Below are 21,915 nucleotides of genomic sequence, written 5' to 3'. Positions count from 1 at the left end.
GTCAGTGCTCGTGGTCGTGCTTCTCGACGGCACCGGGCGGCGGCGCCTGCTCGCCCAGCCGCTCCCGGGCCTCGGCGACGACGTCGGCGGTGTTCAGCCGGACGCGCTCGGCGCCGGTCTCCGCGGCCCGCGAGACGCGCAGGCCGAGGGTGGTCACCGCGACCGCGGACTGGTGCACCGCCCGGCCCCCGGACAGCTTCTTCACGCCCTCGACGACGGCGACGCCGGCCACGCCGCTCGCCACGGCCCCGGCCGCCTTCGCCGCCAGGGCACCCCACGCCACCATCCGCTTCTCCTCGTCCGCTCGGGGCTGAACGCCGTGATCGACCCTCGACGCTAGCCGACCGCTCTGGGGCAGCCGCAGGTCGGGACCGAGATCACGACCTCCGGGTGGCCCTTGTCGGTCATGGTTATCGCTGTCATTGCAACACGGACGGCGGGCGCCCGTGCCTCCGATCGGGGGGTGGATGACCCCGATCGGATGGCATCGGTCACGATCACGGGGTGGAACCGGACACCGAGCACGGGACCTCGGACGGCGCGGGCACCGTCGTCACCCTCGACGACGGGGCGGTCCCCACGCTGGTCGGCGACCGCTTTGAGGTCGGGGCACGCCTGGGCCGCGGCGCGACGGCGACCGTGTACCGGGCGCACGACCGCCTCCTTCAGCGCGAGGTCGCCGTCAAGCTGTTCGCGCCCGGCGTCGGGACCCTGGAGTCGGCCTCGGTGCGCCGCGAGCTGCAGGCGGCGGCCCAGGTCTCGCACCCCGGCGTGCTCGAGGTGTTCGACGTCGGGGAGACCGGGGACCGCGTGTTCCTCGTGACCCGCCTCGTCCCCGGCGGCTCCCTGGCCGACGCGCTCGAGCGCGGCCCGCTGCCACCGGAGGTGGTGGTCGGTCTGGCGGGCGAACTGCTCGCGGCCCTGGCCCACGTGCACGCGCTCGGCATCGTCCACCGCGACGTCAAGCCCGCGAACATCCTGCTCGACCCGGCCGACCCGGGACCCGGGGACGCGGCCGACGAGGACCACGACGCCCCCGCCCGCGTGCACCCGGTCCTCGCGGACTTCGGCGTCGCCGCCGTGGCCACCGCGACGACGGCGCACGGGCAGGTCACCGGCACCGCCGCCTACCTCGCGCCCGAGCAGGTGCGCGGCGACGAGGTCGGGTCCCCGGCCGACGTCTACGCGCTCGGGCTCGTCCTGCTCGAGTGCCTGACCGGGCGCCGGGAGTTCCCGGGCGGTCCCGTCGAGTCGTCGGTGGCGCGCCTGCACCGCGACCCGGTGGTGCCGGCCGGCCTGCCCGACGACCTGCGTGACCTCCTCGGCGTCATGACGGCCGCCGCCCCGGTCGACCGGCCCTCCGCCGAGGCCGCCCGCGCCCGGCTCCGCGCGCTCGCGCCGGCGCTGGGCCTGGACGAGGAGACGCTCGCCGTCCCCGCGGCGGCCCTCACCGCCGGGCTGCCGGCCCGCTCGCCGATCGTGATCGGCCCGGCCCCCGTCCCCGGTGGCAGGAACGCGTCGTCACCGGCACCCGGTGGCAGCAACGACGCTGTCCTGCCACCGGCGGGGGCGCCCGTCCCGGCCGCCGTCACCCCGGCGGTCGTCGCCCCGGCCGCCGTCCGACCGGCCGAGCCGCCCACCGGACCGGTCGCCACGCCCGCCCGCACCGGCTCGCTGCGCCGCGGGCTCCTCGGTGCGGCCGCTGTGCTCGTGCTCGCGGGCGGTGTGGTCGGCGGGGTCGTGCTCACCGGCGGCTCCGCCCCGCTGACGACGACCCCGGCGGCACTCCCCGCCGCCCCCGCCGTCCCCGCGGCCGGTCCGCCCCCCGGGCCCGCCGCGCCGGGCGCGTCCGCGGACCCGGCCCCCGAGCCGGTGAGCGTCGACGCCGACCCGGTCGCGGCGGACCCCGCGGGCGGCGCGGACGCCCCGGTCGAGGACCCCGCCGGGCCCGACGCCCCGGCCCCGGCCGCGCCCGTCCCCGCGGCGCCGCCCGGAGCCCCGCCCGCGCCGGCACCGCCCGCGGCCTGCCGCAGCGTCGTGTCCTCGCTGGCGGGCGCGGGCGCCACCGTCAAGATCGTGTTCACCAACCGCGGGGACGCGCCGTGCACCCTGCGGGGCTTCCCGGCGGTGCGGTTCGTCGCGGGCGGCAAGGCGGTGGGCGCGGCCGCGAGCCGGGCCGGCGCGGCCGGACCGGCGCTGACGCTGGCCCCGAACGGGTCGGCGGCCGCGACGCTGCGCATCGTCCCCGTCAAGGAGTTCGACGCGACGAACTGCCGCGCCGTCGACGTCTCCGGGCTGCGCGTCCGCGCGCCCGGGACCGCCGCGGCGGTGACCCTCCCGCGCGACGGGAGGGCCTGCTCGGGCACCGTCGGGAAGCCGCAGCTCACCGTGTCGACGGTGGGTGCGCCCTAGACCTCACGACGGCGGGTCGAGCACGCGGCGCCCGCACTCCACCGCGTGCGCGAGGCGCAGCGTGGTCGCGAGCCAGAGCAGCACGTCGTGCAGGCGCAGGCGCGTGGGCCGGGCGTCGTCGGCGACCTCGCCCAGCGCGGCCGCCAGCTCGGCGAAGGCGTCGGCGTTGGCCCGCAGCTCCCGGTGCACCACCGCCTCGACGCCGCTGTCGCCCTCCTCGACGTGCGGCAGCAGCGCCCGCCGGGTGGTGGTCGTCAGGTGCGGGACCAGCGCGGGGTGGCGGTGGTGCAGGGCCGCGAGGACGTGCGCCCCGTGCGGACCCGCCTCGTCGGAGATCCGGCGCAGCGCCGCCCCGACCGTGCCCGGCTCGTCCAGCACGGAGAACTCGGACGCGGGCAGCGCCCAGAAGGGCCGGCCCGCCGCCCGGGCGCACAGGTCCTCCACCAGGGGCGCGACCCGGAGCAGCGTGTCGTGGACCTCGTGCCAGCCCGTCCGGTCGAGGCGGCCGTGCAGGCCCTCGGCGATCAGCACGTCCGCGTCGGGGCCGCTGCTGGCCGGGTGCGCGTCGAACCGCGCCCACCCGTAGGCCGGCACCTCGACCCAGCGGCCCTCGGGCAGCCCGGGGGACCGGAACCGCAGCCAGCGCCGCCCCCGCGCGTACCCGACGACCGCGGCGAGCGCGCGCTCCGGCGCCACCGCCTCCGGGCCGGTGCCCGGCAGGCGGAGGGCGATCCCGGTCCGTCCCGCTCCGGTCATGCCGCGATGGTGCCGGACGGGAGCCCGGGGCGGGCCGTGTCGGGTCGGGTCGGGCCGTGTCAAGGACGACGATTCGGGCCGCGGGGGCGCGGGGCATCACCGCGCACGGCGGTCCACCCCCGGGCCGACGGATTCCGGCGCCCCCGCAGGCGCGCACCCCGTCAGCAGGAGCAGACCAGCATGAGCACTCGCGACACCGGTTTCCGCGCCCTCCACGACATCGGCCTCGCGGCCTGGTTCGGCGGCTCGCTGTTCGGCGTCGCCGGCCTCAACGCCGCGGCCGAGGAGGCCGAGCAGCAGCGGACCACCGCGCGGATCACCAGCATCGGCTGGGCCAAGTGGAGCCCGGTCAACACCGCGCTCATCGGCGCCCACCTCGTCGGTGGGGCCGGCCTCCTCGTCAACAACCGCAAGCGTGCCGCGGCGCAGAAGGGCGCCACCGGGACGACGATCGCCAAGCTCGTCCTCACCGGCGCCGCGCTCGGCGTGACCGCCTACACCCGCGTGGTGGGCAAGAAGGTCGAGGACGCGGTCATCCACGACTCGCCCGGCGTCTCGTCGAGCACCACCACCCACCTCGACCGCGGCACCACCCAGGAGGGGCGCGGCGGCGCGGCGCAGGCCGTGCAGGAGGCCGACAAGCAGGCGGGCCAGGCGGTCAGCTCGGCCGCGGAGGCCCTGCCGATCGGCGCGGCCGAGGCCCAGCGTCAGCTGACCGTCCTCCAGATGGTCATCCCGGCGCTCACCGGCGCCCTGGTGGTCCTCAACGCGCAGGCCGGGGAGCAGCAGAAGCCCACCGACCAGCTCAAGGGCGTCGCGCGCTCCGTCGGCTCCGCCCTCGGCGTGGCGGCCTGACCGACCGGTCGGCACGTCACGGACGTGGACCCGGGACGGGCCCGTGGTGCACGATGCACTCCTTCGTCCTGCGGTTCACGTGCGATGCCGTGCGACTCCCACTCGGTCACCGGGAGATTCCATGGCATCGGTTCCCGTCCCTCGTGAGATCGGCGGCCCGACCGTCGTCGTCGACCTGGTCGGCGACCTCGACCGGCCGGCCCGGGAGCGGCTCGACGTGCTCCTGCACGCGCTGGCCGCGGTGCCCCAGGCGGTCGTCGTGGACCTGAGCGAGGCGTGGTCCGACTCGCCGTCGGCGCTGGCCCGGCTGTGCCGGTTCCGCGCCGACCGGCTCGCCCGGGGCCTCGGGTGCCGGCTGCGCGGCCTGCACCCCGACGTCGCGCCCGGCTGGGAGCGCGTGCCCCTCGAGCAGGTCTTCGCGGTGTACGCCGAGTCCCGGCGCGGGCCGGCCGCGAGCTGATCAGGTGACGTAGGGCCGCGCGGGGACCGGCACCGGGGACACCGCGGACACCCGCAGGCGGGCGGTGGACGGCGTCGACGACGGCATCCACCGCCCGACCACCCGCACCCACGTGTCGCGGGGCGGGGCCGGTGCCCCGTCGACGGCGACGAGGTAGCTGCGGGCGTCGGCCGCACAGCAGCTGATGGCGGTCCGCGTGACCGACCACCCGCCGTCGTCGGTGGGGGTCACGAATCCGACGAGCGCGACGTCGCGGTCGGCGAGGCCGCGTCCGCCGTCGTAGGCGGCCCGGACCGCGTAGTCCGGGACCGCGAGCTCCAGCGTGCCCGTCGCGGGCAGTGGTCCCGGCGGCACCGTCGTGGCGGGGACCGTCGTGCCCTGACGCGCGGCGGCCCAGCTGCCGAGCGGGCTCGCCGGGACGAGCAGGACCAGCAGGACCGGGACCGCCAGCAACCACCCCACCGCCGGCCGGTGGCCGGGCCCGTGGCCCCGCTCGCGGTCGGCCGCCCGCGCGGCCGCCACGACCTCGGGCGCCACCGCCCGCGGTCCGTGCGTGGGCAGCCGCGCCGCCGCCGACCCGCCGTCGGGATCGTCCGGGCGCCGCGCCCAGCCGAACAGCCCGGCCGCCCCGGCCACGAGCAGCAGCACCGCCGTCGCGAGCAGCCACCAGCGGTGCGACGGGCGGACGTAGTCGAGGTACCCGCCGGTCAGGGTGGACACGGCGAGTGCCAGGCCGGTGACGACGAGCAGGGCGGCGCCGAGGTCGCGTCTCACAGGATCGCGGTGCCGACGGCGAGCGTGGTCGCGATCGCGACGACGAAGGTCAGCGGACCGAGCCGCGCCGCGACCGGGGTGCCGAAGGTCCCCGCCTGCATCGCGGCGAGCTTGACGTCGATCGCGGGCCCGACGACGAGGAAGGCCAGCTTCGCGGTGTCGGAGAACGCGGTGAGGCTCGCGACGACGAAGGCGTCGGCCTCGGAGCACACGGCCAGCACCACGGCGAGCAGCCCCAGGACGACCACGGAGAGCACGGGCACGCCCGCCACGGCGCCCACCCAGGTCGGGGGCACGGCCACGTCCAGCGTCGCCGCGCACGCGGCGCCCACGACGAGGAAGCCGCCGGCGTGCAGGAGGTCGTGCGTGACGACGCCGAGCACCCCGCCGTCGTGGTGGTGGCTCCGGCGCCGCACCGGCAGCGGCCGCCCGAGCCGGGACCACAGCCAGCCGACGACGGTGGCGACCACGAGCGAGGAGACCGCCCGGGCCAGCACCATGCGCGGCTGGCCGGGGAAGGCGACGGCGGTGGCCACGAGCACCACCGGGTTCACCGCCGGCGAGGAGAGCATGAACGCCAGGGCGGCGGAGGGGCGGACCCCGCGGTCGACCAGGCGGGCGGCCAGCGGCACCGAGCCGCACTCGCAGCCCGGCAGGGCGGCGCCGGCGACGGCGGCGACGGGGACCGCGGCGGTCGGGTTCGCCGGGACCACCGCCCGGAGGGCCCGGTCGGGGACGAGCACCGTCACGACGGCCCCCACGACGACGCCGAGGGCGAGGTAGGGCAGCGCCTGCAGCACGATCGCGACGAAGACGGTCGACCACGTCTGCAGCGCGGGGGCGGAGCCGATGCCGATCGCGAAGACCTCCGGGCCCGCCACGACGAGGCCGAGGGCCCCGAGCACGAGGAGCAGCCCGAGCGGGACGGGGGCCGACGTGCGCACCGGGCCTGAGATCGGGGTCCTCCCTCCGGGTGGCGCGACCCGGTCAGCCTAGGACGGGCGTGACGCGCCCGGTGCCGGGGCATCACCCCGGGGCCGTACCCGAGGCCCGCGGAGGAACCCCATGGCACACACCGTCGCCGACCAGATGATCGAGGTCCTGGTGCAGGCGGGCGTCCGGCGCATCTACGGGCTCGTGGGCGACAGCCTGAACCCGATCGTCGACGCCGTGCGCCGGTCGGGCAGCGCGGCGCAGGGCGGGATCGACTGGATCCACGTGCACAACGAGGAGGCCGGCGCTCTCGCCGCCGCGGCGGAGGCGCAGCTCACGGGCACGCTCGCGGTGTGCGCCGGCAGCTGCGGGCCGGGCAACACCCACCTGGTGCAGGGGCTCTACGACGCCCACCGGTCGGGTGCCCCGGTGCTCGCGATCGCCTCGCACATCCCGTCGACGCAGATCGGCACCACGTACTTCCAGGAGACCCACCCGGAGCGGCTCTTCCTCGAGGCCAGCAGCTGGTGCGAACTGATCTCGCGGCCGCAGCAGCTGCCCCGGCTGCAGCGGATCGCGATGCAGACCGCGCTCGCCGACCGCGGGGTCGCGGTGATGGTGATCCCCGGCGACATCACCGCGGAGGCGGCCGCGCACCCGACCGGGCGCGGTGACCTGGTCGCCCCGTCGTCGGTGGTCGTGCCCGCCCGCGACCGGGTCGAGGCGCTCGCCGAGCACGTGAACCGGGCCGGCCGGGTGACGCTGTTCGTGGGCGCCGGCGCCCGGGACGCGCGGGACGAGGTGCTCGCGCTCGCCGAGCGGGTGAAGGCGCCCGTCGGGCACTCGCTGGGTGGGAAGGAGTGGATCCAGTACGACAACCCGTACGACGTCGGGATGAGCGGGCTGCTCGGCTACGGCGCCTGCTACGAGGCCTCGCACGAGGCGGAGCTGCTGGTCCTGCTCGGCACCGACTTCCCGTACGACGGGTTCCTCCCGCAGGCCCGCACCGTCCAGGTGGACGCCGATGGCCGGCACCTGGGACGGCGCAGCGTGCTCGAGCTCGGGGTGGAGGGCGACGTGGGGGAGACCCTGCGGATGCTCCTGCCGCTGGTGGGCGAGAAGACCGACCGGACGTTCCTCGACCGGATGCTGCGCCACCACGCCGAGGCCCTCGAGCACGTGGTGGAGGCGTACACCACGAAGGTCTCCGAGCACACGCCGATCCACCCGGAGTACGTCGCCGACGTCCTCGACGACGAGCTCGCCGACGACGCGGTCATCACGGTCGACACCGGCATGTGCAACGTGTGGGCGGCCCGCTACATCACCCCGACCGGCCGGCGCCGCATCCTCGGCTCCTTCCGGCACGGGACGATGGCCAACGCGCTGCCGCACGCGATCGGCGCCGCGGTGTCGCACCCGGGGCGTCAGGTGGTGTCGATGTCCGGCGACGGCGGCCTCACGATGCTGCTCGGGGAGCTGCTCACCGCCGCCGAGCACGACCTCGACCTCACCGTCGTCGCGTTCAACAACGGCGCGCTCGGCATGATCCGGCTCGAGATGATGGTGGCGGGCTTCCCGTCCTTCCAGACCGACCACGGGCCCGCCGACCTCGGGGCGATCGCCGCGGCGGCCGGGCTGCACGCGGTGACCGTGGAGCGCCCGGCCGAGCTGCGCGGGGCGCTGCGCGCGGCGCTCGACCACCGCGGGCCGTCGCTGGTCGACGTCCGGACCGACCCCGACGCGCTGTCGATCCCACCGCACATCACCGCCGAGCAGGTCCGCGGGTTCGCGCTGGCCGGCATGCGGACGGTCCTGTCCGGCGGCGTCGGGAAGATGGTCACGCTGGCGCGCGCGAACCTCCGCTCGATCCCACGCCACCCGTTGCGGTAGTCCCCGAGGTGTCGCGGCGTGTCGACGTGCGACGCGCCGCGACACCCGATCGAGTGAGTAACAGATTTTCATCTCTGTTTCACGTCGCTTGACCTGCGAGAACGATGCTCGGTGGTCGGACTTTCAACAGTCACGTGTCGTCAGGCCGCGTGACCGTTAAAACGCCACTTCGTTGAGGTCCCCAACACAGTCTTCGTCCGAACGGTCGCTCCCCCCTTGTGCCGATCGGACGCTGTCGGGAGGGACGACGATGCCCACTCACCGAGCGACCACCACACGCTCGCGACCGACCGAGCCGGCCCATCGCGCCGACGTCAGGCGCCGGAGCTTCCTCGGCCTGCTCGTCGCGGCCCCGGTCCTGGTCACCGCCGCCGAGATCGGCCGGCAGACGATCTTCGACTCGGTACCGGACGCGTCCGCGGTGGCACTGCCGTCCGCACCGCAGCCGGCCGAGGTCTACGACCTGCTCGACGTCATCCGCGACAGCGCCCGCCCGACGGCCAACCTCATCACCGTCAAGGTGAACAAGGACGGCACCGTCTCGTTCGCGCTGCCCCGGTCGGACAACGGGCAGGGGATCATCACCTCGACCCAGATGATCATCGCCGAGGAGATGAACCTCGACCCCGACCAGGTCGTGGTCACCCTCGCCGACGCGCGCCCGGAGCTGGTGTTCAACCAGCTCACCGGCGGCTCCAGCACCACCTTCAGCACCTACACGCCGATCCGGGTCGCGGCGGCGCTCGCGCAGGGCCGGCTCCTCGGGGCGGCGGCGAACGAGCTCGACCAGGACATCTCGGTCCTCACGAGCCGCCAGGGCCTCATCACCGGTCCGAACGGGAAGTCGCTGCCCTTCGGCGAGCTCACCGCCAAGGCCGCGGCCCCGATCACCGAGGCCGCGAACGTCGTGCTGAAGGACCGCGAGAAGTTCACCGTCATCGGCAAGAACCGGACGAAGTCCGACGCCCTCGCCATGGTGACCGGGAAGAAGAAGTTCACCACCGACCTCAAGATCCCGGACGCCCTGCCGACGGTGATCTGCCGGGCGCCCGACCTCAACGGCTTCCCGCGCTCGGTCGGCAACCTCGGGGCGATCCGCGCCATGCCCGGCGTCACCGACGTGGTGAAGGTCGGCAACGGCGTGGCCGTGCGCGCGAAGACCTACGGGCAGTGCATCGACGCCGTCAACGCGGTCGAGGCCACCTGGGCCGCCGGCACGGTCTCCGGCGAGGACGACGAGTCGGTGCTGCGCAAGCTGCGCCGCGGCGAGCTCCCGCTGGCGGTGCCGAAGGGCGTCGGGAAGACGCTCGAGAGCGACACCGTCTTCTACTTCCGCAGCAACTCCTCGCTCGAGACGAACTGCGCCATCGCCGACGTCCGCGCGAACAGCGCCACGATCTGGGGCCCCGCCAAGAGCCCGATCGCCGCGCAGAACGAGATCGCGAAGAAGCTCGGCATCCCGCAGAACGCGGTGACCTTCCACGTCATGGAGGGCGGCGGCTCGTTCGGCCGCAAGCTCTTCTTCGACGCCGCGCTCGAGGCCGCCGAGGTCTCGAAGGCGATGGGCAAGCCGGTCAAGCTCATGTGGACCCGCTCCGACGACTCCCGCCAGGGCCGCGTGCACCCGATGGCGACGACGCGCATCCGGGCGAACGTCGCGGGCGACGCGGTGGCGAGCTTCGAGATCCGCCACACCAGCGTGGCCACCGAGACCAACCCCGGTCTGTCCGAGGCGATCACGGCCACCGCGCAGAAGGCGCCCGGCGGCAACCTCACCGTCTCCGAGAGCATCTGGGAGACGACCCAGGTGACGCCGTACAACTTCGGCGTCTCGACCCGCTTCCTCAGCGAGGTCGACATGCGCTTCAACACCAGCTCGATGCGCAACATCTACTCGCCGGACGTCGCCACCGCCCGCGAGCTCATGGTCGACCGGATCGCCGCGCAGATGGGCAAGGACCCCTACGAGTTCCGCAGCGAGTTCACCAAGCTCGAGCGCTGGAAGAAGGTCGTCGACCGGGCCGCCCAGGAGGGCGACTGGGGCAAGTCGATGGCCGACGGCACCGCCCAGGGCATCGGCATGCACGTCGAGTACAAGGGCGTGGCCTGCGCGGTCGTCGAGCTCGACTGCCGCCCCGAGACGGTCAACCGCGAGATCCGGCAGGCCCGCACCGGGCCGCGCGTCACGAAGGTGACCTACGTCGTCGACGTCGGCCTCGTCATCAACCCGCGCGGCGTCCGCGCCCAGATGATGGGCGGGATCAACGACGCCCTGGCGATGACGCTGACGTCGAGCCTGCACCTCACCGACGGCCACTTCGTCGAGGCGAGCTGGGACAACTACTTCTACACCCGGCAGTGGAACACCCCGCCGGAGATGAACATCATCGTCGTCGACGACTCCGACGCCCCGGAGCCCGGCGGCGTCGGCGAGTTCGGCGTCGCGGCGACCTGCGGCGCCATCGCCTGCGCGTACGTGCGCGCCACCGGGAAGACGCCGACGTACTTCCCGCTGGACCACAAGGACCCGCTGCCCTTCACGCCCTACCCGACGTCCCCGCCCGTGCCGCCGTCGCCGGTCAACGGCCTCGAGACCACGTTCTGACGAGGAGACCCGCATGCCCAACCACTCCTTCAAGCTCAACGGCGAGACGGTGGACGTCGAGGTCGAGGACGACGTCCGCCTGCTCTGGGTGATCCGCGACCTCCTCGGCGTCACCGGCCCCAAGTACGGCTGCGGCATCAACGTCTGCAAGGCGTGCACCAGCCACATCAACGGCAAGGCGTTCAACCCGTGCTCCGTGCCGGTCGGGGCGATCAAGCCGACCGACGAGGTCACCACCATCGAGGGGCTCGCGGACACCGCCCCCGGCGGCGACCTGCACCCGATGCAACAGGCCTGGATCGACAACGACGTGGCCCAGTGCGGCTACTGCCAGCCCGGCCAGATCATGGCCGCCGTCGCAAAGGTCCGGCAGTGCCAGGCGGAGGGCCGCGAGGTCGACGACGCCGCGATCGAGGAGCTGCGCAACATCTGTCGCTGCGGCACCTACAACCGCATCCGTGAGGCCATCAAGGCCGGCGCGGAGAAGATGTGACCGCGAGAGAACGAGGAGCAACCGTGTCCTTCCGCAAGCCGCTCGCCGCCCTCGGGCTGGCCGGCGCCGCGCTGCCGCTGCTGGCGGGCGTGGCGCAGGCCGACGAGAGCCAGAGCCCCCTCCAGGGCGTCACCGCCGTGACCGCCATCGGGTCCGACCTCCTGGCGCAGGGCGTCGACGCGTCCAACGTCGAGGGCAACCGTCCCGACACCGCCGACGGCACCGACACCCGCGTGCCCAACGCCGACTACCGCTTCGTCGAGGGCCCGGCCGGTGGCCTCGTCAAGGACGGTCCGTTCGAATAGGTGCGCTTCGCGCCCGTGAGTAGTTCTGACGGTGATAGCCGTCAGAACTACTCACAGGGCGGCAGCCACATCCAGGCCCGCCGTCACGATCCCGTCGGCGTCGATGCCGTGCACGGCGTAGGCGTCGGCGAGGTCGGACGACTGGCCGAACCCGCGCACGCCGAGGTGCCGCGCCCGCACCCGGTGCACGCCCGCCAGGAACGCGAGCGTGTGCGGATGTCCGTCGAGCACCGTCACCAGCGGCGCCGCCCGGTCGGCGGGCAGGGCCGCGTCGAGCACGGCCCGGTCGCCCGTGTCCAGCGCCCGGAAGAGCAGGTCCCCGCTGGTCACGACGACGACGTCGGCCGGGTGCCCGAGCGCGTCCAGCCGCTCGGCGGCCTCCAGCGCCTGCGGCACCACCGCGCCCATGGCCGCGATCGTCACCTGCGGGCGGCGCTCGCCGCGCCGCAGCAGGTAGCCCCCGCCCACCACCTGACGACGACGCCGCTCCCGCGCCGCCGGGTCCTCGGGCACGGCGGCGGCGGACTGGTCGACCGGCCGCGTCGAGAGCCGCAGGTAGGTCGACGACCCGTCCGGGCGGCCGAGGCGGCCCAGCCCGTCGAGCAGGCACCACGTCACCTCGACGGCGAAGGCCGGCTCGAAGGCGACGCACCCGGGCTGCTCCAGGCCGATCGACGGCGTGGTGATCGACTGGTGCGCGCCGCCCTCGGGCGCCAGGGACACCCCGGACGGCGTCCCGACCAGGATCGACTGGCCGCCCGCGTACATGCCGAAGGCCCAGGGCTCGAGGGCGCGGGCGACGAAGGGGTCGTAGAGCACCCCGATCGGCAGCAGCGGCTCGCCCCAGCGCGACCACGTCGCGCCCAACTCGCCCAGGAGCCCGACGAGGTTGGTCTCGGCGATCCCCAGCTCGATGTGCCGGCCGGTGGGCCGTTCGCGCCAGTGCAGGATCGTCTCGGCATCGTCGGCGAACCAGTCCCGGCGCTCCCGCGGGGACCACGAGCCGACCTTGTTCAGCCAGCCGCCGAGGTTCGTGGACGACGCGACGTCGGGGGAGCAGGTCACCACGCGGCGGGCGGCCTCCGGGGCGGAGCGGGTGAGGTCGAGCAGGGCGCGGCCGAGGGCCTGCTGCGTGGTGCCCGTGCCGGTCGGGGTGCGGCCGACGTCGGTGGGGATCTCCGGCAGCTCGGCCGGGCCGTGGTCCTGGCTCGCCGGGCGGGAGCCGCTGCGCTCGGTCTCGTCGGGGCGCGTGAGCCGCGTCGCGGACTCGGCGCACAGGCGGGCGGCCGCGGAGTCGGGCGACAGCGGCGCCCAGGGCTCATCGAGGTCGGTGCCCGCCCAGGCGGCGAGCTCGCGCATCTGGTCCTCGCTGAGCAGCGAGGAGTGGTTCTGCGGGTGGCCCTGCGTCGCGAGCCCGTAGCCCTTGACGGTGTAGGCGAAGATCACCGTGGGGCGGGTGTCGTCGATCCGCCCGTAGGCGTCGAGCAGGGCGCCGAGGTCGTGCCCGCCGAGGTTGCGGATGGCGGCGTGGACGGCGTCGTCGTCGATGTCCCCGAGCAGCGAGGCGATCGCGGACCCGTCGTCGGGATGGTCGTCGGACGACTGGGGGAGCCGCTCGCGGAGCTCGGCGGCGGTGCAGCGCAGCAGGCGCTGGTACTCCGGGTTCGACATCGTGTCGATGCGCCGGCGCAGCGCGTCGCCGCCCTCGCGGGCGTAGAGGTCGGTCAGCAGCCGGCCGTACTTGACGGTGATGACCTGCCAGCCGGCCGCCTCGAACAGACCCTGCAGGCGCGTGACCGAGATGTCCGGGACGACGCGGTCGAGCGACTGCCGGTTGAAGTCGACGATCCAGGTGACCTCGCCGAGCTCCCGCACGATCGGGTCGAGCACCGCCTCCCAGACCGCGCCCTCGTCGAGCTCGGCGTCACCGACCAGCGAGAACTGCCGGCCCGTCCCCGCCCGCGTGCCCAGGCCGTGCGCGTAGCGCCGCGCGATCGCGCCCCAGATCGGGGCGGTCGCGCCGATCCCGACCGACCCGGTGGAGTAGTCGACGGGATCGGGGTCCTTGGAGCGCGAGGGGTAGGACTGCAGCCCGCCCTTCTGCCGCAGCGTCGTCAGGTACCGCGCGTCCAACCGCCCCAGCAGGTGGTTGATCGCGTGCAGGACGGGCGAGGCGTGCGGCTTGACCGAGACCCGGTCCTCGGGGCGCAGCACCCCGAACCACAACGCCGTCATGATCGAGACGATCGACGCGGACGAGGCCTGGTGCCCGCCGACCTTCACCCCGCCGGTCGACTCCCGGACCCGGTTGGCGTGGTCGACGATCGCCGTCGAGAGCCAGAGGACCCGCTTCTCGACGTCGCGCAGCGTCTCGAGGTCGGCGGACTCGTCAGCGGTGACCGGCAGCGTCGTCGACACACCCTTCCTGTGCCCGCGCCCGGACCGGGGCACACTGCACCGCGATGACCGAGACCGATCCGCAGCGCGCCGCCCCTGCCGTCCCTGCCGTCCCTGCCGTCCCTGCCGTCCCTGCCGTCCGTGCCGTCCGGGCCCTCGCCGACGACCACGTCCACCGCCTCGCCGCCCTCGACCCGGTCCTCGCCGGGGACCTCGGGTGGGACGACCGGGTCGACGAGCTGCCCGACCTCTCGCCCGACGGGATCGCAGCCGGTGAGGAGCTGCGGCGCGACACGCTCGCCCGGCTCGCCGCGCTGCCCGAGCCCATCGATCCCGACGAGCGCCGCTGCGCGCGGCTCCTGGTCGAGCGGCTGGAGGCCGAGCTCGCGCACAGCGGCACCGGCGAGCCACTGCGGGCGGTCCAGGAACTGTTCGGCCCGCCCGCGGGCGTGCGGACGGCGTTCACGTTGATGCCGACGGCGACCGAGGACGACTGGGCCGCGGTGGCGCGGCGCTCCGCGCGGGTCCCGGCCGCGCTCGAGGGCTACCGGCGCTCGCTCGAGGAGGGCCGGCGCCGAGGGCTGTTCGCGGCCCCGCGCCAGGTGGTCCGGGTCGGCGCGCAGCTGCGGGCCTGGCTCGACGACGACGGCGGACGCGGCTGGTTCTCCGGGTTCGCCCGCGGGGCCGAGGTCGGACCCGCCGTCCGGAGCGAGCTCGACCGGGGCGCGGCCGCGGCCGCCGCGAGCCTCGCCGGGCTGCGGGACTGGCTGCTCGAGGAGTACCTGCCCGCGGCCGAGGGCACGCCGGACGGGGTCGGGGCGGAGCGCTACCGCGTGGCCGCGCGGTACTGGAACGGCACCGACCTCGACGTCGATGAGGTCTACGCGTGGGGCTGGTCGGAGTTCCGGCGGCTGCGCGACGAGATCGCCGTCGAGGCCGAGCGGGTGCTGCCCGGCGCGGACGCCGCCGCGGCCATGGCGCACCTGGACACGGCCGGCGAGGTCATCACGGGCAGCGAGGCGGCCGTCGCGCACCTGCAGGAGCTGATGGACGCGACGATCGCGGCGCTGGACGGGACGCAGTTCGACCTGTCCGGGCCGATCCGGCGCGTCGAGGCCCGGCTCGCGCCCGTGGGCAGCGCCGCGGCGCCGTACTACACGCCGCCGTCGATGGACTTCGCCCGGCCGGGGCGCACCTGGCTGCCGGCGTCGTCGGACGACCGCTACCCGATGTGGGGGCTGTACTCGACCTGGTACCACGAGGGCGTCCCCGGCCATCACCTGCAGCTCGCGTCCTGGCCGCTGCACGCGGAGCGGCTGTCGCTGTTCCAGACGTCGATGGCGGGGGCGGTGAGCGCGAACGTCGAGGGCTGGGCGCTCTACGCCGAGCGGCTCATGGACGAGCTCGGACACCACACCGACCCGGGTCGCGGCTCGGGTACCTCGACGCGCAGATGCTGCGGGCGATCCGCGTGGTGATCGACCTCGGGATGCACCTGTCGCTGCCGATCCCGGACGACTCGCCGGTCGGGGCGGGGGAGCGGTGGACCCCCGAACTCGCCCGGGAGTTCTTCGGGCGGCACAGCGGTCGATCGGTCGAGATGCTCGACTCCGAGCTCATCCGCTACCTCGGCGGGCCGGGACAGGCGATCGGCTACAAGCTGGGTGAGCGGGCGTGGCTGGCGGGGCGGGACGAGGCGCGACGACGTGCGGGCGCGGACTTCGACCTCCCCGCCTGGCACGCGGGCGCCCTGGCCCAGGGGTCCCTGGGCCTGGACGACCTGCGAGGTGAGCTGGCGCTCCTGTGAGCACTAAGGGTCGCTATAGCGACCCTTAGTGCTCACCTGCTCCGCACCTAGTGCCGGAGGCCCGCCTCGCGCATGAGCGGCATGACCTGCTCGCCGAACTGGTCGATCTCCTCGTTGTAGTCGAGGAAGCCCATGATCATGCCCTCCATGCCGTGGTCGGAGAGCTGCTGGAACCCCTCCACGACCTGCTCGGGCGTGCCGACCAGCGGCTGACCGGCCCAGCCGGCGATGAAGCGCTCCTGGAACTTCTCGATCTGCTCGTTGAACGACTGCGACTCCATGCCGATGATCGACATGAGGTTGCGGGCGCCCGGCCAGTCGCCCTCGTCGATGATGCGCTGGTGGTCGCGCTTGGCCTCGGCCTCGGTGTCGCGGCAGACGACCAGGCCGTAGGTCATCGTCGAGATCGCGCGCTGGTAGTCCTCGCGGGCCTTGCGCTTGATCTCCTTCGTGTAGTCGCTCATCGCGTCCATGTCGAGCGAGGCGAAGTTGATGTCGACGTACTTCGCGGAGAAGTCGGTGCCTGACTTCGAGTTGCCGGCGTTGATGAGCACCGGCCGCGGGTCTTGCAGCGGCTTCGGCTCGGACTCCAGGTTCTTCGCCTGGAAGTACGTGCCGTCGAAGTCGAACTCGCCCTCGGCGGTCCAGAGGCGCTCGACGAGCTCGAGCCACTCCCCGCCGTAGACGTAGCGCTCGTCGTGCTCGAGCTGCTTGGGGTTGAACATCCCCATCTCCGGGGTGAACCAGCCCATCACCAGGTTCATCCCGAAGCGGCCCTGGGCGATGTGGTCGTTGGTGACGGCCATGTTCGCGGCGACCACGGGGTGCACGGTCGGGATGTGGGTGGTGGTGAAGACCGTGATCTGCTCGGTGCACTCGGCGATGCCGGCGGCCCAGGTGAAGGTCTCGAAGTTCGTGCCGTTGAAGTTGACGTTGCCGCCGAAGCCCTTCCAGCGGGCGACCGGGACCATCGCCTCCATGCCGAGGCGGTCGGCCTTCTGCGCGATCGACTTCGTGTGCGGCCAGGTGATCTCGTAGCTGGTCGGCGCATCCGTCATGCACAGGCCGCCGGAACAGTTCGACCCGAACAGACCGAGCTTCATCTTCTGGTCGTTGAAGATCGACGGCCCGGTGCGGGTGTGCTCCAGGGGCAGCGTCTGCTCGCGGCCGTACGTGATCGTCTGGACCATGGGGGACAACCTCCAGGGGCGTCGTCGGTGACGGCGATCACGCTAGGAAATCGCGCCCCGCTGATCCATCCGGTTGACGCAGCCGAGCATCCGAAGTGCGCAGCACCCGACGTCAGGCACGCAGCGTCTGCGACGGGAGGCGCCCGTACTTGGCGCGGTACTGCTCGGAGAAGCGGCCCTGGTGCAGGAAGCCCCACGCAGCGGCCAGCTCGGTGACCGAGCTGTCGACGGGGTTGGCGGCGACGAGGTCGGCGTGGACGCGCGCGAGGCGGACGTCGCGGACGTACTCGCTGGGCGTCATCCCGACGTGCCGCGCGAACGTGACCTGCAGCGTCCGCGTCGAGACGCCCATCCGCCTCGCGAGCTGCGGGATGCTGAACGGCTCCGCGGCGTGGGCCTCGATGAACTCGAGGGTCTGGCGCACCACGGCCGGCCGGTCCTCGGTGCGCGGGGCGAGCAGTTCGTCCGTGTACTGGTGGCCGACGCCGTGCAGGAGTGCGGTGAGCACGTAGGTCTCGAGCTGGGCACGGGCGAGCGGCGCGGTGGCGATGCCGCCGGGCCGGTCGAGCTCGGTCTGCAGGAAGCGGACCGCGCTCATCAGCGCCGCTCCGTGACCCGTCGTCAGGTCCATCGAGACGTCGAAGTCGAGGGCGTCGTGGATCGGGTGCCCGAGCAGGCCGCCGAGGTGCTCCTCGAGCGGGCCCCGCGGGAACTTCATGGCGAACTGGGTCGCCTCGGGGGTCCACGTGACCGTCGAGTCCTCCGTGGGCAGCAGCACCGCGCCACTGCGCCCGCCCTCGGTGACGGCCCGTTCCCGACCGCGCCGACGTGTCACCTCGGTCCGCCCGGAGAGGGTGAGGTTGACGTGGTAGCAGTGCTCGAGCGGTGGCAGGTCCAGCGACGCGTGGGCCCCGTAGACGAGGTAGCCGAGCGTCAGTCGGTCGGAGGCGACGCTGTTGAGCCGGGCGTCGAGCGGCCGCCCGCCCAGGGAGTCCAGCTCGTGCGGGACGTAGACCTCGGTGACGACGTGCCGCGCCTCGTCGACGTCGTCGGTGTTCATCACCGCGTGCGCGGCGAGGGGTTCGTCGGTCGGAGCGCTCACCTGCATGACCCCTTGCTCGATCACGCCGTCGTGTGGTGACGGACACGGTGACACGCATACGATCCGCGCGCAACAGAGCCGTCACGGCGGAGATCCATCGCCGTACGCGCCTCGACTGCATACGACTGGTCGCCATCCGGTCGTGCGCGATCCGGCTGCTCCGCGTCGTGTTCCGGATGGCGGGCGGCCGTCGCCCGTGCCTAGTTTTCCCGTGACCGCGATCACTCAACCCCACGGGAGACCGCCGTGACCTACCCCGCCCACGTCCGGGACGGCCTGCTCGGCCACACGAAGCGCACCACCGACAACCCGGTCTTCTCCGACCAGCCGTTCAAGCTCGGGGTGTTCTCGCTGAACTGCTCCGGCGGCATGATCATGAGCGAGGCGGAGACCGGGTTCCGCATCACCTGGGACCAGCAGCTCGAGATCGCGCGCGCGGCCGATCGGGGCGGGCTCGACGCCCTCGTCCCCGTCGGACGGTGGACCGGGTTCCGGGGCGACACGAACTTCAACGGCGTCTGCTTCGAGACCTACACCTGGGCGGCGGGCCTCGCGCAGGCCACCGAGAACATCGGCATCTTCACCACCACCCACGTGCCGACCGTGCACCCGATCGTCGCCGCCAAGATGGCCACGACGATCGACCACATCTCGAACGGCCGGTTCGGCATGAACCTCGTGATGGGCTGGTTCACGCCCGAGATGGAGATGTTCGGGCGCAAGCAGCTCGAGCACGACAAGCGCTACGAGTACGGCCAGGAATGGCTCGACTTCGCGATGCGGCTGTGGAACGAGGAGGGCGACTTCGACTTCGAGGGCGCCGAGTTCTTCTCCTCGAAGGGCGCCCACGCGTACCCGAAGCCGATCCAGGCGCCGCGACCGGCGCTGCTCAACGCGGGTGCCTCGCCGCGCGGCCAGCAGTTCTCCGCGAAGAACGTCGACATCAACCTCATCGCACTGCCGACCGAGGAGGTGCCCGACTACGTGCGCAGCATCAAGGGCACCGCACAGAACGAGTACGACCGCGACATCGACGTGTGGACCTACGCCCTGGTGATCTGCCGTGAGACCGAGGCCGAGGCGAAGCGGGTCCAGCAGGACATCATCGACAAGGGCGACTGGCCGGGCGCCAACATCATCATGGAGACGCTGGGGATCGAGTCCCAGTCGTTCGGCACGCAGATCCGCGAGATGCAGGAACGGTTCATCGCCGGCTGGGGCGGGCCGAACATCGTCGGGACCCCGGAGCAGGTCGCCGAGCAGCTCGGTGAGTACCAGGAGGCCGGCATGGCGGGCGCCGTCTTCGGCTTCCTCGACTACGCGAAGGAGACGCAGGAGTTCTGCGACGAGGTGCTGCCGATCATGAAGAAGAACGGTCTGCGGCACTGAACCGACCGTCAGGCGGTCCGCCGTAGGATCGCCGCGACGAGCCGCCCCGCCGTGGACCGCACCGCGGCGGGGCGACCCCTCGATCGTCAGGAAGTGGCCGTCGATGTCCTCTGCCGTGGAGCCGGACGGGGCGCGTACGCAGGCGTACCGGCGCATCCGGTCCGACATCGCCGCCGGTGCGCTCGTGCCCGGCTCCTGGGTGCGCGAGGGCCCGCTCGCCGACACGCTGGGCGTGAGCCGCACGCCGGTGCGCGAGGCCCTCAACGCGCTCGCCGCCGAGGGCCTGGTCGAGATCGTCCGGCACCGGGGCGCGCGGGTCAGCTCCTGGACCCGTCGCGACGTCGACGAGGTCTACTCCCTCCGGGCCCTGCTCGAGGGGGAGGGCGCGCGCCTCGCCGCCGAGCGCGCCGACGCCTCGGTGATCGCGACCCTCCGCGAGCACGACCGCGCCTTCGCCGCCGCGGCCGCCGAGCTCTCCGCCCTGCGCGCCCGGGGCGCCGACGAGGAGGCCGCCGTCGCCCGCGCGGTCGACGCGAACGACGCGCTGCACCGCGCCGTCATGGAGGCCGCGGACAGCCCGCGCCTCGCCTCCCTGCTCGCGTCGGTGTCCTCCACGCCGCTGGTGGCGCTCGCCTTCGGGCACTACGCCGACGCCGACCTCGCCCGCAGCGTCGCCGGCCACCACGACCTCGTCCTCGGCATCGAGCACCGCGACGCCGCCCTCGCCGAGTCCGCGATGCGCTCGCACATCCTGGGCGCCCGCCATGCCGCTGCCCGGAGCGCCACCGACGCGTGAGTCCCGTTCCCGACGGCGGGTGGTGCCCGGCTGGGCGTCGTGGGTGCGCCCAAGATCCTGTTCTGCGGAGCGATGTGCTCGCTGAGCGATCACCTTGCTCCGCGGAGTGAGATCTTGCAGCCGCAGGGGGTCGCCCGCGGCCGCCGTGCGCCGGCGCGCATCTGGTCCGGCCGTCGACCCAAGATCCTGTTCTGCGGAGCGATGTGCTCGCTCAGCGAACACCTTGCTCCGCGGAATGAGATCTTGCAGCCGCAGGGAGTCGCCCCGCGGCCGGAGCGCGCCGGCCCGCTTCTGGTCCGGCCATCGACCCAAGATCCTGTTGTGCGGAGCGATGTGATCGCTCAGCGAACACCTCGCTCCGCGCAATCAGATCTTGCGCGAGGACGCACACCCGGCGTCCGACGATGCGGCGATCCGCCCACTGGATGACAGCAACGACGCTTTCCTGCCACCAAGAGGGCGAGCGCACCCCCCTGCGCGAATCGGCTGACGGTGTGCGCGAGACGGATGGGTCGCACGACGACGGGTCCCTAGCGTCGGCGGGGTACCTGCCACCACGTGAGTCGCGCGCACCCGGAGGTCGCCCGGTGACCCTGTCCCTGCTCGGTCTCGTCGGATCCCCCAACGCCGGGGGCCGCTCCTCGACCGCGCTGGCGGCGTTCCTCGACGCCACGGGGGTGGCGAGCACGGTCGTCGAGCTCGGCGAGGGTCCGGACCCCGAGGACCTGCAGCGCGCCGTGCAGGCCGCGGACGGTGTCGTGTTCGCGACCCCGACCTATCGCGCCCGCTCGTCCGGGCTGATCAAGGCGTTCCTGGAGAACACCCAGCGTGGCGCCGAGGGGGAGCAGCGCGCCCCGCTGCGTGGCAAGGCCACCGCGATCCTGCACACCGGGAACGCCGCCGAGCACTTCCTCGCCGTCGACGACCTGCGGTCGGTCCTGGCCGGGTTCTTCGCCGCCCAGGTCCTCTCACCGGGCCTGTTCCTGCACGGCGGGCACTACGGCCCCGACGGTGAGCTCACCGCCGAGGCCCTCGACCTCGTCGCGGCCCACGGTCGCGCGTTCGGGCAGTTCACCGGGGCGGTCCGCGGCGCGCCCGCCGTCACCGCGCTGGCGCCGCTGCTGTGACACCCGCCGTCGACACCCGCCGTCGAGAAGGAGCCGTCGTGACCACGCTCGCCGCCGCACCCGCCGTCGACGTCGTCGACCACGCGGTCGCCGCGATCGGACGCGGCCGACCCGTCGTCCTGCACGGCGGCAGCCAGGGCGCGGTCCTGGTGGCCGCGGCCGCCGGGATCGACCCGGCGACGGTCGCGTTCCTCGTCCGGTACGGCAGCGGTTTCCTCGAGGCGTCCGCCCCGGAGGCGCTGCTCGACGTGCTCGACCTGCCGCCGGCGCACGGCCGCAGCGCCCGCACGGTGCCGTTCGACGCCGCGTCCGGCGTGAGCACCGGCATCAGCGCCACCGACCGGGCCCGCACGCTGGCCCTCCTCGCCGACCCCGCGACCCGTCCCGACGACCTCACCCGGCCCGGCCACGTCGTCGCGACCGCGACCCGGCCCGGTCGCGGCGACACCGCCGACGTCGCGTCCGCGTTGGCCGAGCTCGCCGGGCTCGCGCCGGTCGGGGTGCTCTGCACGTTGCTGGACGAGGAGTCGGGCGAACTCCTCGACGCGGTCACCGCCGCCGCCTTCGCGCGGGTCGAGGGCCTCGTGGACCTCGCCGTCACCGATCTGATCCCGAGGTGAG

The 21,915-nt window shown here is 73.8% G+C and carries 18 protein-coding genes and 1 pseudogene; 12 read left to right on the top strand and 7 right to left on the bottom strand.

The genetic code is table 11. The features are described 5' to 3' along the window. Window position 1: 1 nt before the first annotated feature. On the bottom strand, window positions 2–286 hold the full coding sequence (locus LN037_RS01110) for a DUF1490 family protein (RefSeq protein WP_230749010.1): 285 nt from the start codon (window positions 284–286) through the stop codon (window positions 2–4). A 218-nt stretch (window positions 287–504) separates the two neighbouring features. Between LN037_RS01110 and LN037_RS01105 the strand changes: the two genes are divergently transcribed. Further along, entirely contained in the window at window positions 505–2,412 is a 1,908-nt protein-coding gene (locus LN037_RS01105; RefSeq protein WP_230749008.1) for a protein kinase domain-containing protein, read from the top strand. A gap of 3 nt (window positions 2,413–2,415) precedes the next feature. Here the strand turns inward: LN037_RS01105 and LN037_RS01100 are convergent, their stop codons facing one another. After that, window positions 2,416–3,168 (bottom strand): hypothetical protein, encoded by a 753-nt coding sequence (locus tag LN037_RS01100; protein WP_230749006.1) that lies wholly within the window; start codon window positions 3,166–3,168, stop codon window positions 2,416–2,418. A gap of 180 nt (window positions 3,169–3,348) precedes the next feature. On the opposite strand from LN037_RS01100, the gene LN037_RS01095 reads away from it, so the two are divergent. Further along, a complete protein-coding gene (locus tag LN037_RS01095; RefSeq protein WP_230749005.1) occupies window positions 3,349–4,023 on the top strand; it encodes a hypothetical protein in 675 nt (224 codons plus the stop codon). Window positions 4,024–4,144: 121 nt separating this feature from the next. Next, window positions 4,145–4,483, top strand: coding sequence for an STAS domain-containing protein (locus LN037_RS01090; RefSeq protein WP_230749003.1), 339 nt, complete (start codon window positions 4,145–4,147; stop codon window positions 4,481–4,483). Here LN037_RS01090 and LN037_RS01085 read toward each other — a convergent pair whose 3' ends face one another. Continuing rightward, window positions 4,484–5,257 (bottom strand): TIGR03943 family putative permease subunit, encoded by a 774-nt coding sequence (locus tag LN037_RS01085; RefSeq protein WP_230749001.1) that lies wholly within the window; start codon window positions 5,255–5,257, stop codon window positions 4,484–4,486. Continuing rightward, a complete protein-coding gene (locus LN037_RS01080) occupies window positions 5,254–6,201 on the bottom strand; it encodes a permease (RefSeq protein WP_230748999.1) in 948 nt (315 codons plus the stop codon). The genes LN037_RS01085 and LN037_RS01080 overlap by 4 nt, the downstream gene beginning before the upstream one ends. A 121-nt stretch (window positions 6,202–6,322) precedes the next feature. Here LN037_RS01080 and LN037_RS01075 point away from each other — a divergent pair, with 121 nt between their 5' ends. The 4 genes from LN037_RS01075 (at window position 6,323) to LN037_RS01060 (ending at window position 11,486) form a co-directional block, all read left to right on the top strand. Continuing rightward, window positions 6,323–8,083 (top strand): pyruvate dehydrogenase, encoded by a 1,761-nt coding sequence (locus LN037_RS01075; protein ID WP_230748997.1) that lies wholly within the window; start codon window positions 6,323–6,325, stop codon window positions 8,081–8,083. Between the two features lie 250 nt (window positions 8,084–8,333). Then, the gene (locus tag LN037_RS01070; RefSeq protein ID WP_230748995.1) at window positions 8,334–10,688 is read left to right on the top strand and encodes a molybdopterin cofactor-binding domain-containing protein; all 2,355 of its coding nucleotides are present in this window, start codon (window positions 8,334–8,336) and stop codon (window positions 10,686–10,688) included. A gap of 13 nt (window positions 10,689–10,701) precedes the next feature. Further along, the gene (locus LN037_RS01065; RefSeq protein ID WP_230748993.1) at window positions 10,702–11,181 is read left to right on the top strand and encodes a (2Fe-2S)-binding protein; all 480 of its coding nucleotides are present in this window, start codon (window positions 10,702–10,704) and stop codon (window positions 11,179–11,181) included. A gap of 23 nt (window positions 11,182–11,204) precedes the next feature. After that, window positions 11,205–11,486, top strand: a complete 282-nt coding sequence (locus LN037_RS01060; protein WP_230748991.1) for a hypothetical protein — start codon at window positions 11,205–11,207, stop codon at window positions 11,484–11,486. A 51-nt stretch (window positions 11,487–11,537) separates the two neighbouring features. On the opposite strand, the gene LN037_RS01055 is transcribed toward LN037_RS01060, so the two are convergent. Further along, a complete protein-coding gene (locus tag LN037_RS01055; RefSeq protein WP_230748989.1) occupies window positions 11,538–13,904 on the bottom strand; it encodes a transketolase-like TK C-terminal-containing protein in 2,367 nt (788 codons plus the stop codon). Between the two features lie 44 nt (window positions 13,905–13,948). Here LN037_RS01055 and LN037_RS01050 point away from each other — a divergent pair. Beyond that, window positions 13,949–15,690 (top strand): annotated as a pseudogene (locus tag LN037_RS01050) (DUF885 domain-containing protein). A gap of 47 nt (window positions 15,691–15,737) precedes the next feature. Here LN037_RS01050 and LN037_RS01040 read toward each other — a convergent pair. Then, window positions 15,738–16,880, bottom strand: a complete 1,143-nt coding sequence (locus LN037_RS01040; protein ID WP_230748983.1) for an LLM class flavin-dependent oxidoreductase — start codon at window positions 16,878–16,880, stop codon at window positions 15,738–15,740. A 112-nt stretch (window positions 16,881–16,992) separates the two neighbouring features. Beyond that, window positions 16,993–17,982: an AraC family transcriptional regulator gene (locus LN037_RS01035; protein WP_230748981.1), complete on the bottom strand. Its 990-nt coding sequence runs from the start codon at window positions 17,980–17,982 to the stop codon at window positions 16,993–16,995. Window positions 17,983–18,228: 246 nt separating this feature from the next. On the opposite strand from LN037_RS01035, the gene LN037_RS01030 reads away from it, so the two are divergent. The 4 genes from LN037_RS01030 to LN037_RS01015 all read left to right on the top strand — a co-directional run bounded on the left by LN037_RS01030 (window position 18,229) and on the right by LN037_RS01015 (window position 21,914). Next, window positions 18,229–19,371: an LLM class flavin-dependent oxidoreductase gene (locus LN037_RS01030; RefSeq protein ID WP_230748980.1), complete on the top strand. Its 1,143-nt coding sequence runs from the start codon at window positions 18,229–18,231 to the stop codon at window positions 19,369–19,371. A gap of 103 nt (window positions 19,372–19,474) precedes the next feature. Continuing rightward, the gene (locus LN037_RS01025; RefSeq protein WP_230748978.1) at window positions 19,475–20,167 is read left to right on the top strand and encodes a GntR family transcriptional regulator; all 693 of its coding nucleotides are present in this window, start codon (window positions 19,475–19,477) and stop codon (window positions 20,165–20,167) included. 587 nt (window positions 20,168–20,754) lie between these two features. Beyond that, the gene (locus LN037_RS01020) at window positions 20,755–21,294 is read left to right on the top strand and encodes an NAD(P)H-dependent oxidoreductase (RefSeq protein WP_230748976.1); all 540 of its coding nucleotides are present in this window, start codon (window positions 20,755–20,757) and stop codon (window positions 21,292–21,294) included. A 38-nt stretch (window positions 21,295–21,332) separates the two neighbouring features. Beyond that, the gene (locus LN037_RS01015) at window positions 21,333–21,914 is read left to right on the top strand and encodes a 3,4-dihydroxy-2-butanone-4-phosphate synthase (RefSeq protein WP_230748974.1); all 582 of its coding nucleotides are present in this window, start codon (window positions 21,333–21,335) and stop codon (window positions 21,912–21,914) included. The last annotated feature ends 1 nt before the right edge of the window (window position 21,915 follow it).

Origin of the sequence: Actinomycetospora soli (genome assembly GCF_021026295.1) — a bacterium.
Lineage (GTDB): Bacteria > Actinomycetota > Actinomycetes > Mycobacteriales > Pseudonocardiaceae > Actinomycetospora > Actinomycetospora soli.
This window is presented reverse-complemented; position numbering and strand designations above follow the sequence as displayed.

Coding starts and splice junctions, on each gene's coding strand:
- LN037_RS01090 (WP_230749003.1), top strand. CDS start 4,145: ATGGCATCGGTTCCCGTCCCTCGTGAGATCGGCGGCCCGACCGTCGTC.
- LN037_RS01110 (WP_230749010.1), bottom strand. CDS start 286: ATGGTGGCGTGGGGTGCCCTGGCGGCGAAGGCGGCCGGGGCCGTGGCG.
- LN037_RS01040 (WP_230748983.1), bottom strand. CDS start 16,880: ATGGTCCAGACGATCACGTACGGCCGCGAGCAGACGCTGCCCCTGGAG.
- LN037_RS01065 (WP_230748993.1), top strand. CDS start 10,702: ATGCCCAACCACTCCTTCAAGCTCAACGGCGAGACGGTGGACGTCGAG.
- LN037_RS01025 (WP_230748978.1), top strand. CDS start 19,475: ATGTCCTCTGCCGTGGAGCCGGACGGGGCGCGTACGCAGGCGTACCGG.
- LN037_RS01075 (WP_230748997.1), top strand. CDS start 6,323: ATGGCACACACCGTCGCCGACCAGATGATCGAGGTCCTGGTGCAGGCG.
- LN037_RS01070 (WP_230748995.1), top strand. CDS start 8,334: ATGCCCACTCACCGAGCGACCACCACACGCTCGCGACCGACCGAGCCG.
- LN037_RS01095 (WP_230749005.1), top strand. CDS start 3,349: ATGAGCACTCGCGACACCGGTTTCCGCGCCCTCCACGACATCGGCCTC.
- LN037_RS01100 (WP_230749006.1), bottom strand. CDS start 3,168: ATGACCGGAGCGGGACGGACCGGGATCGCCCTCCGCCTGCCGGGCACC.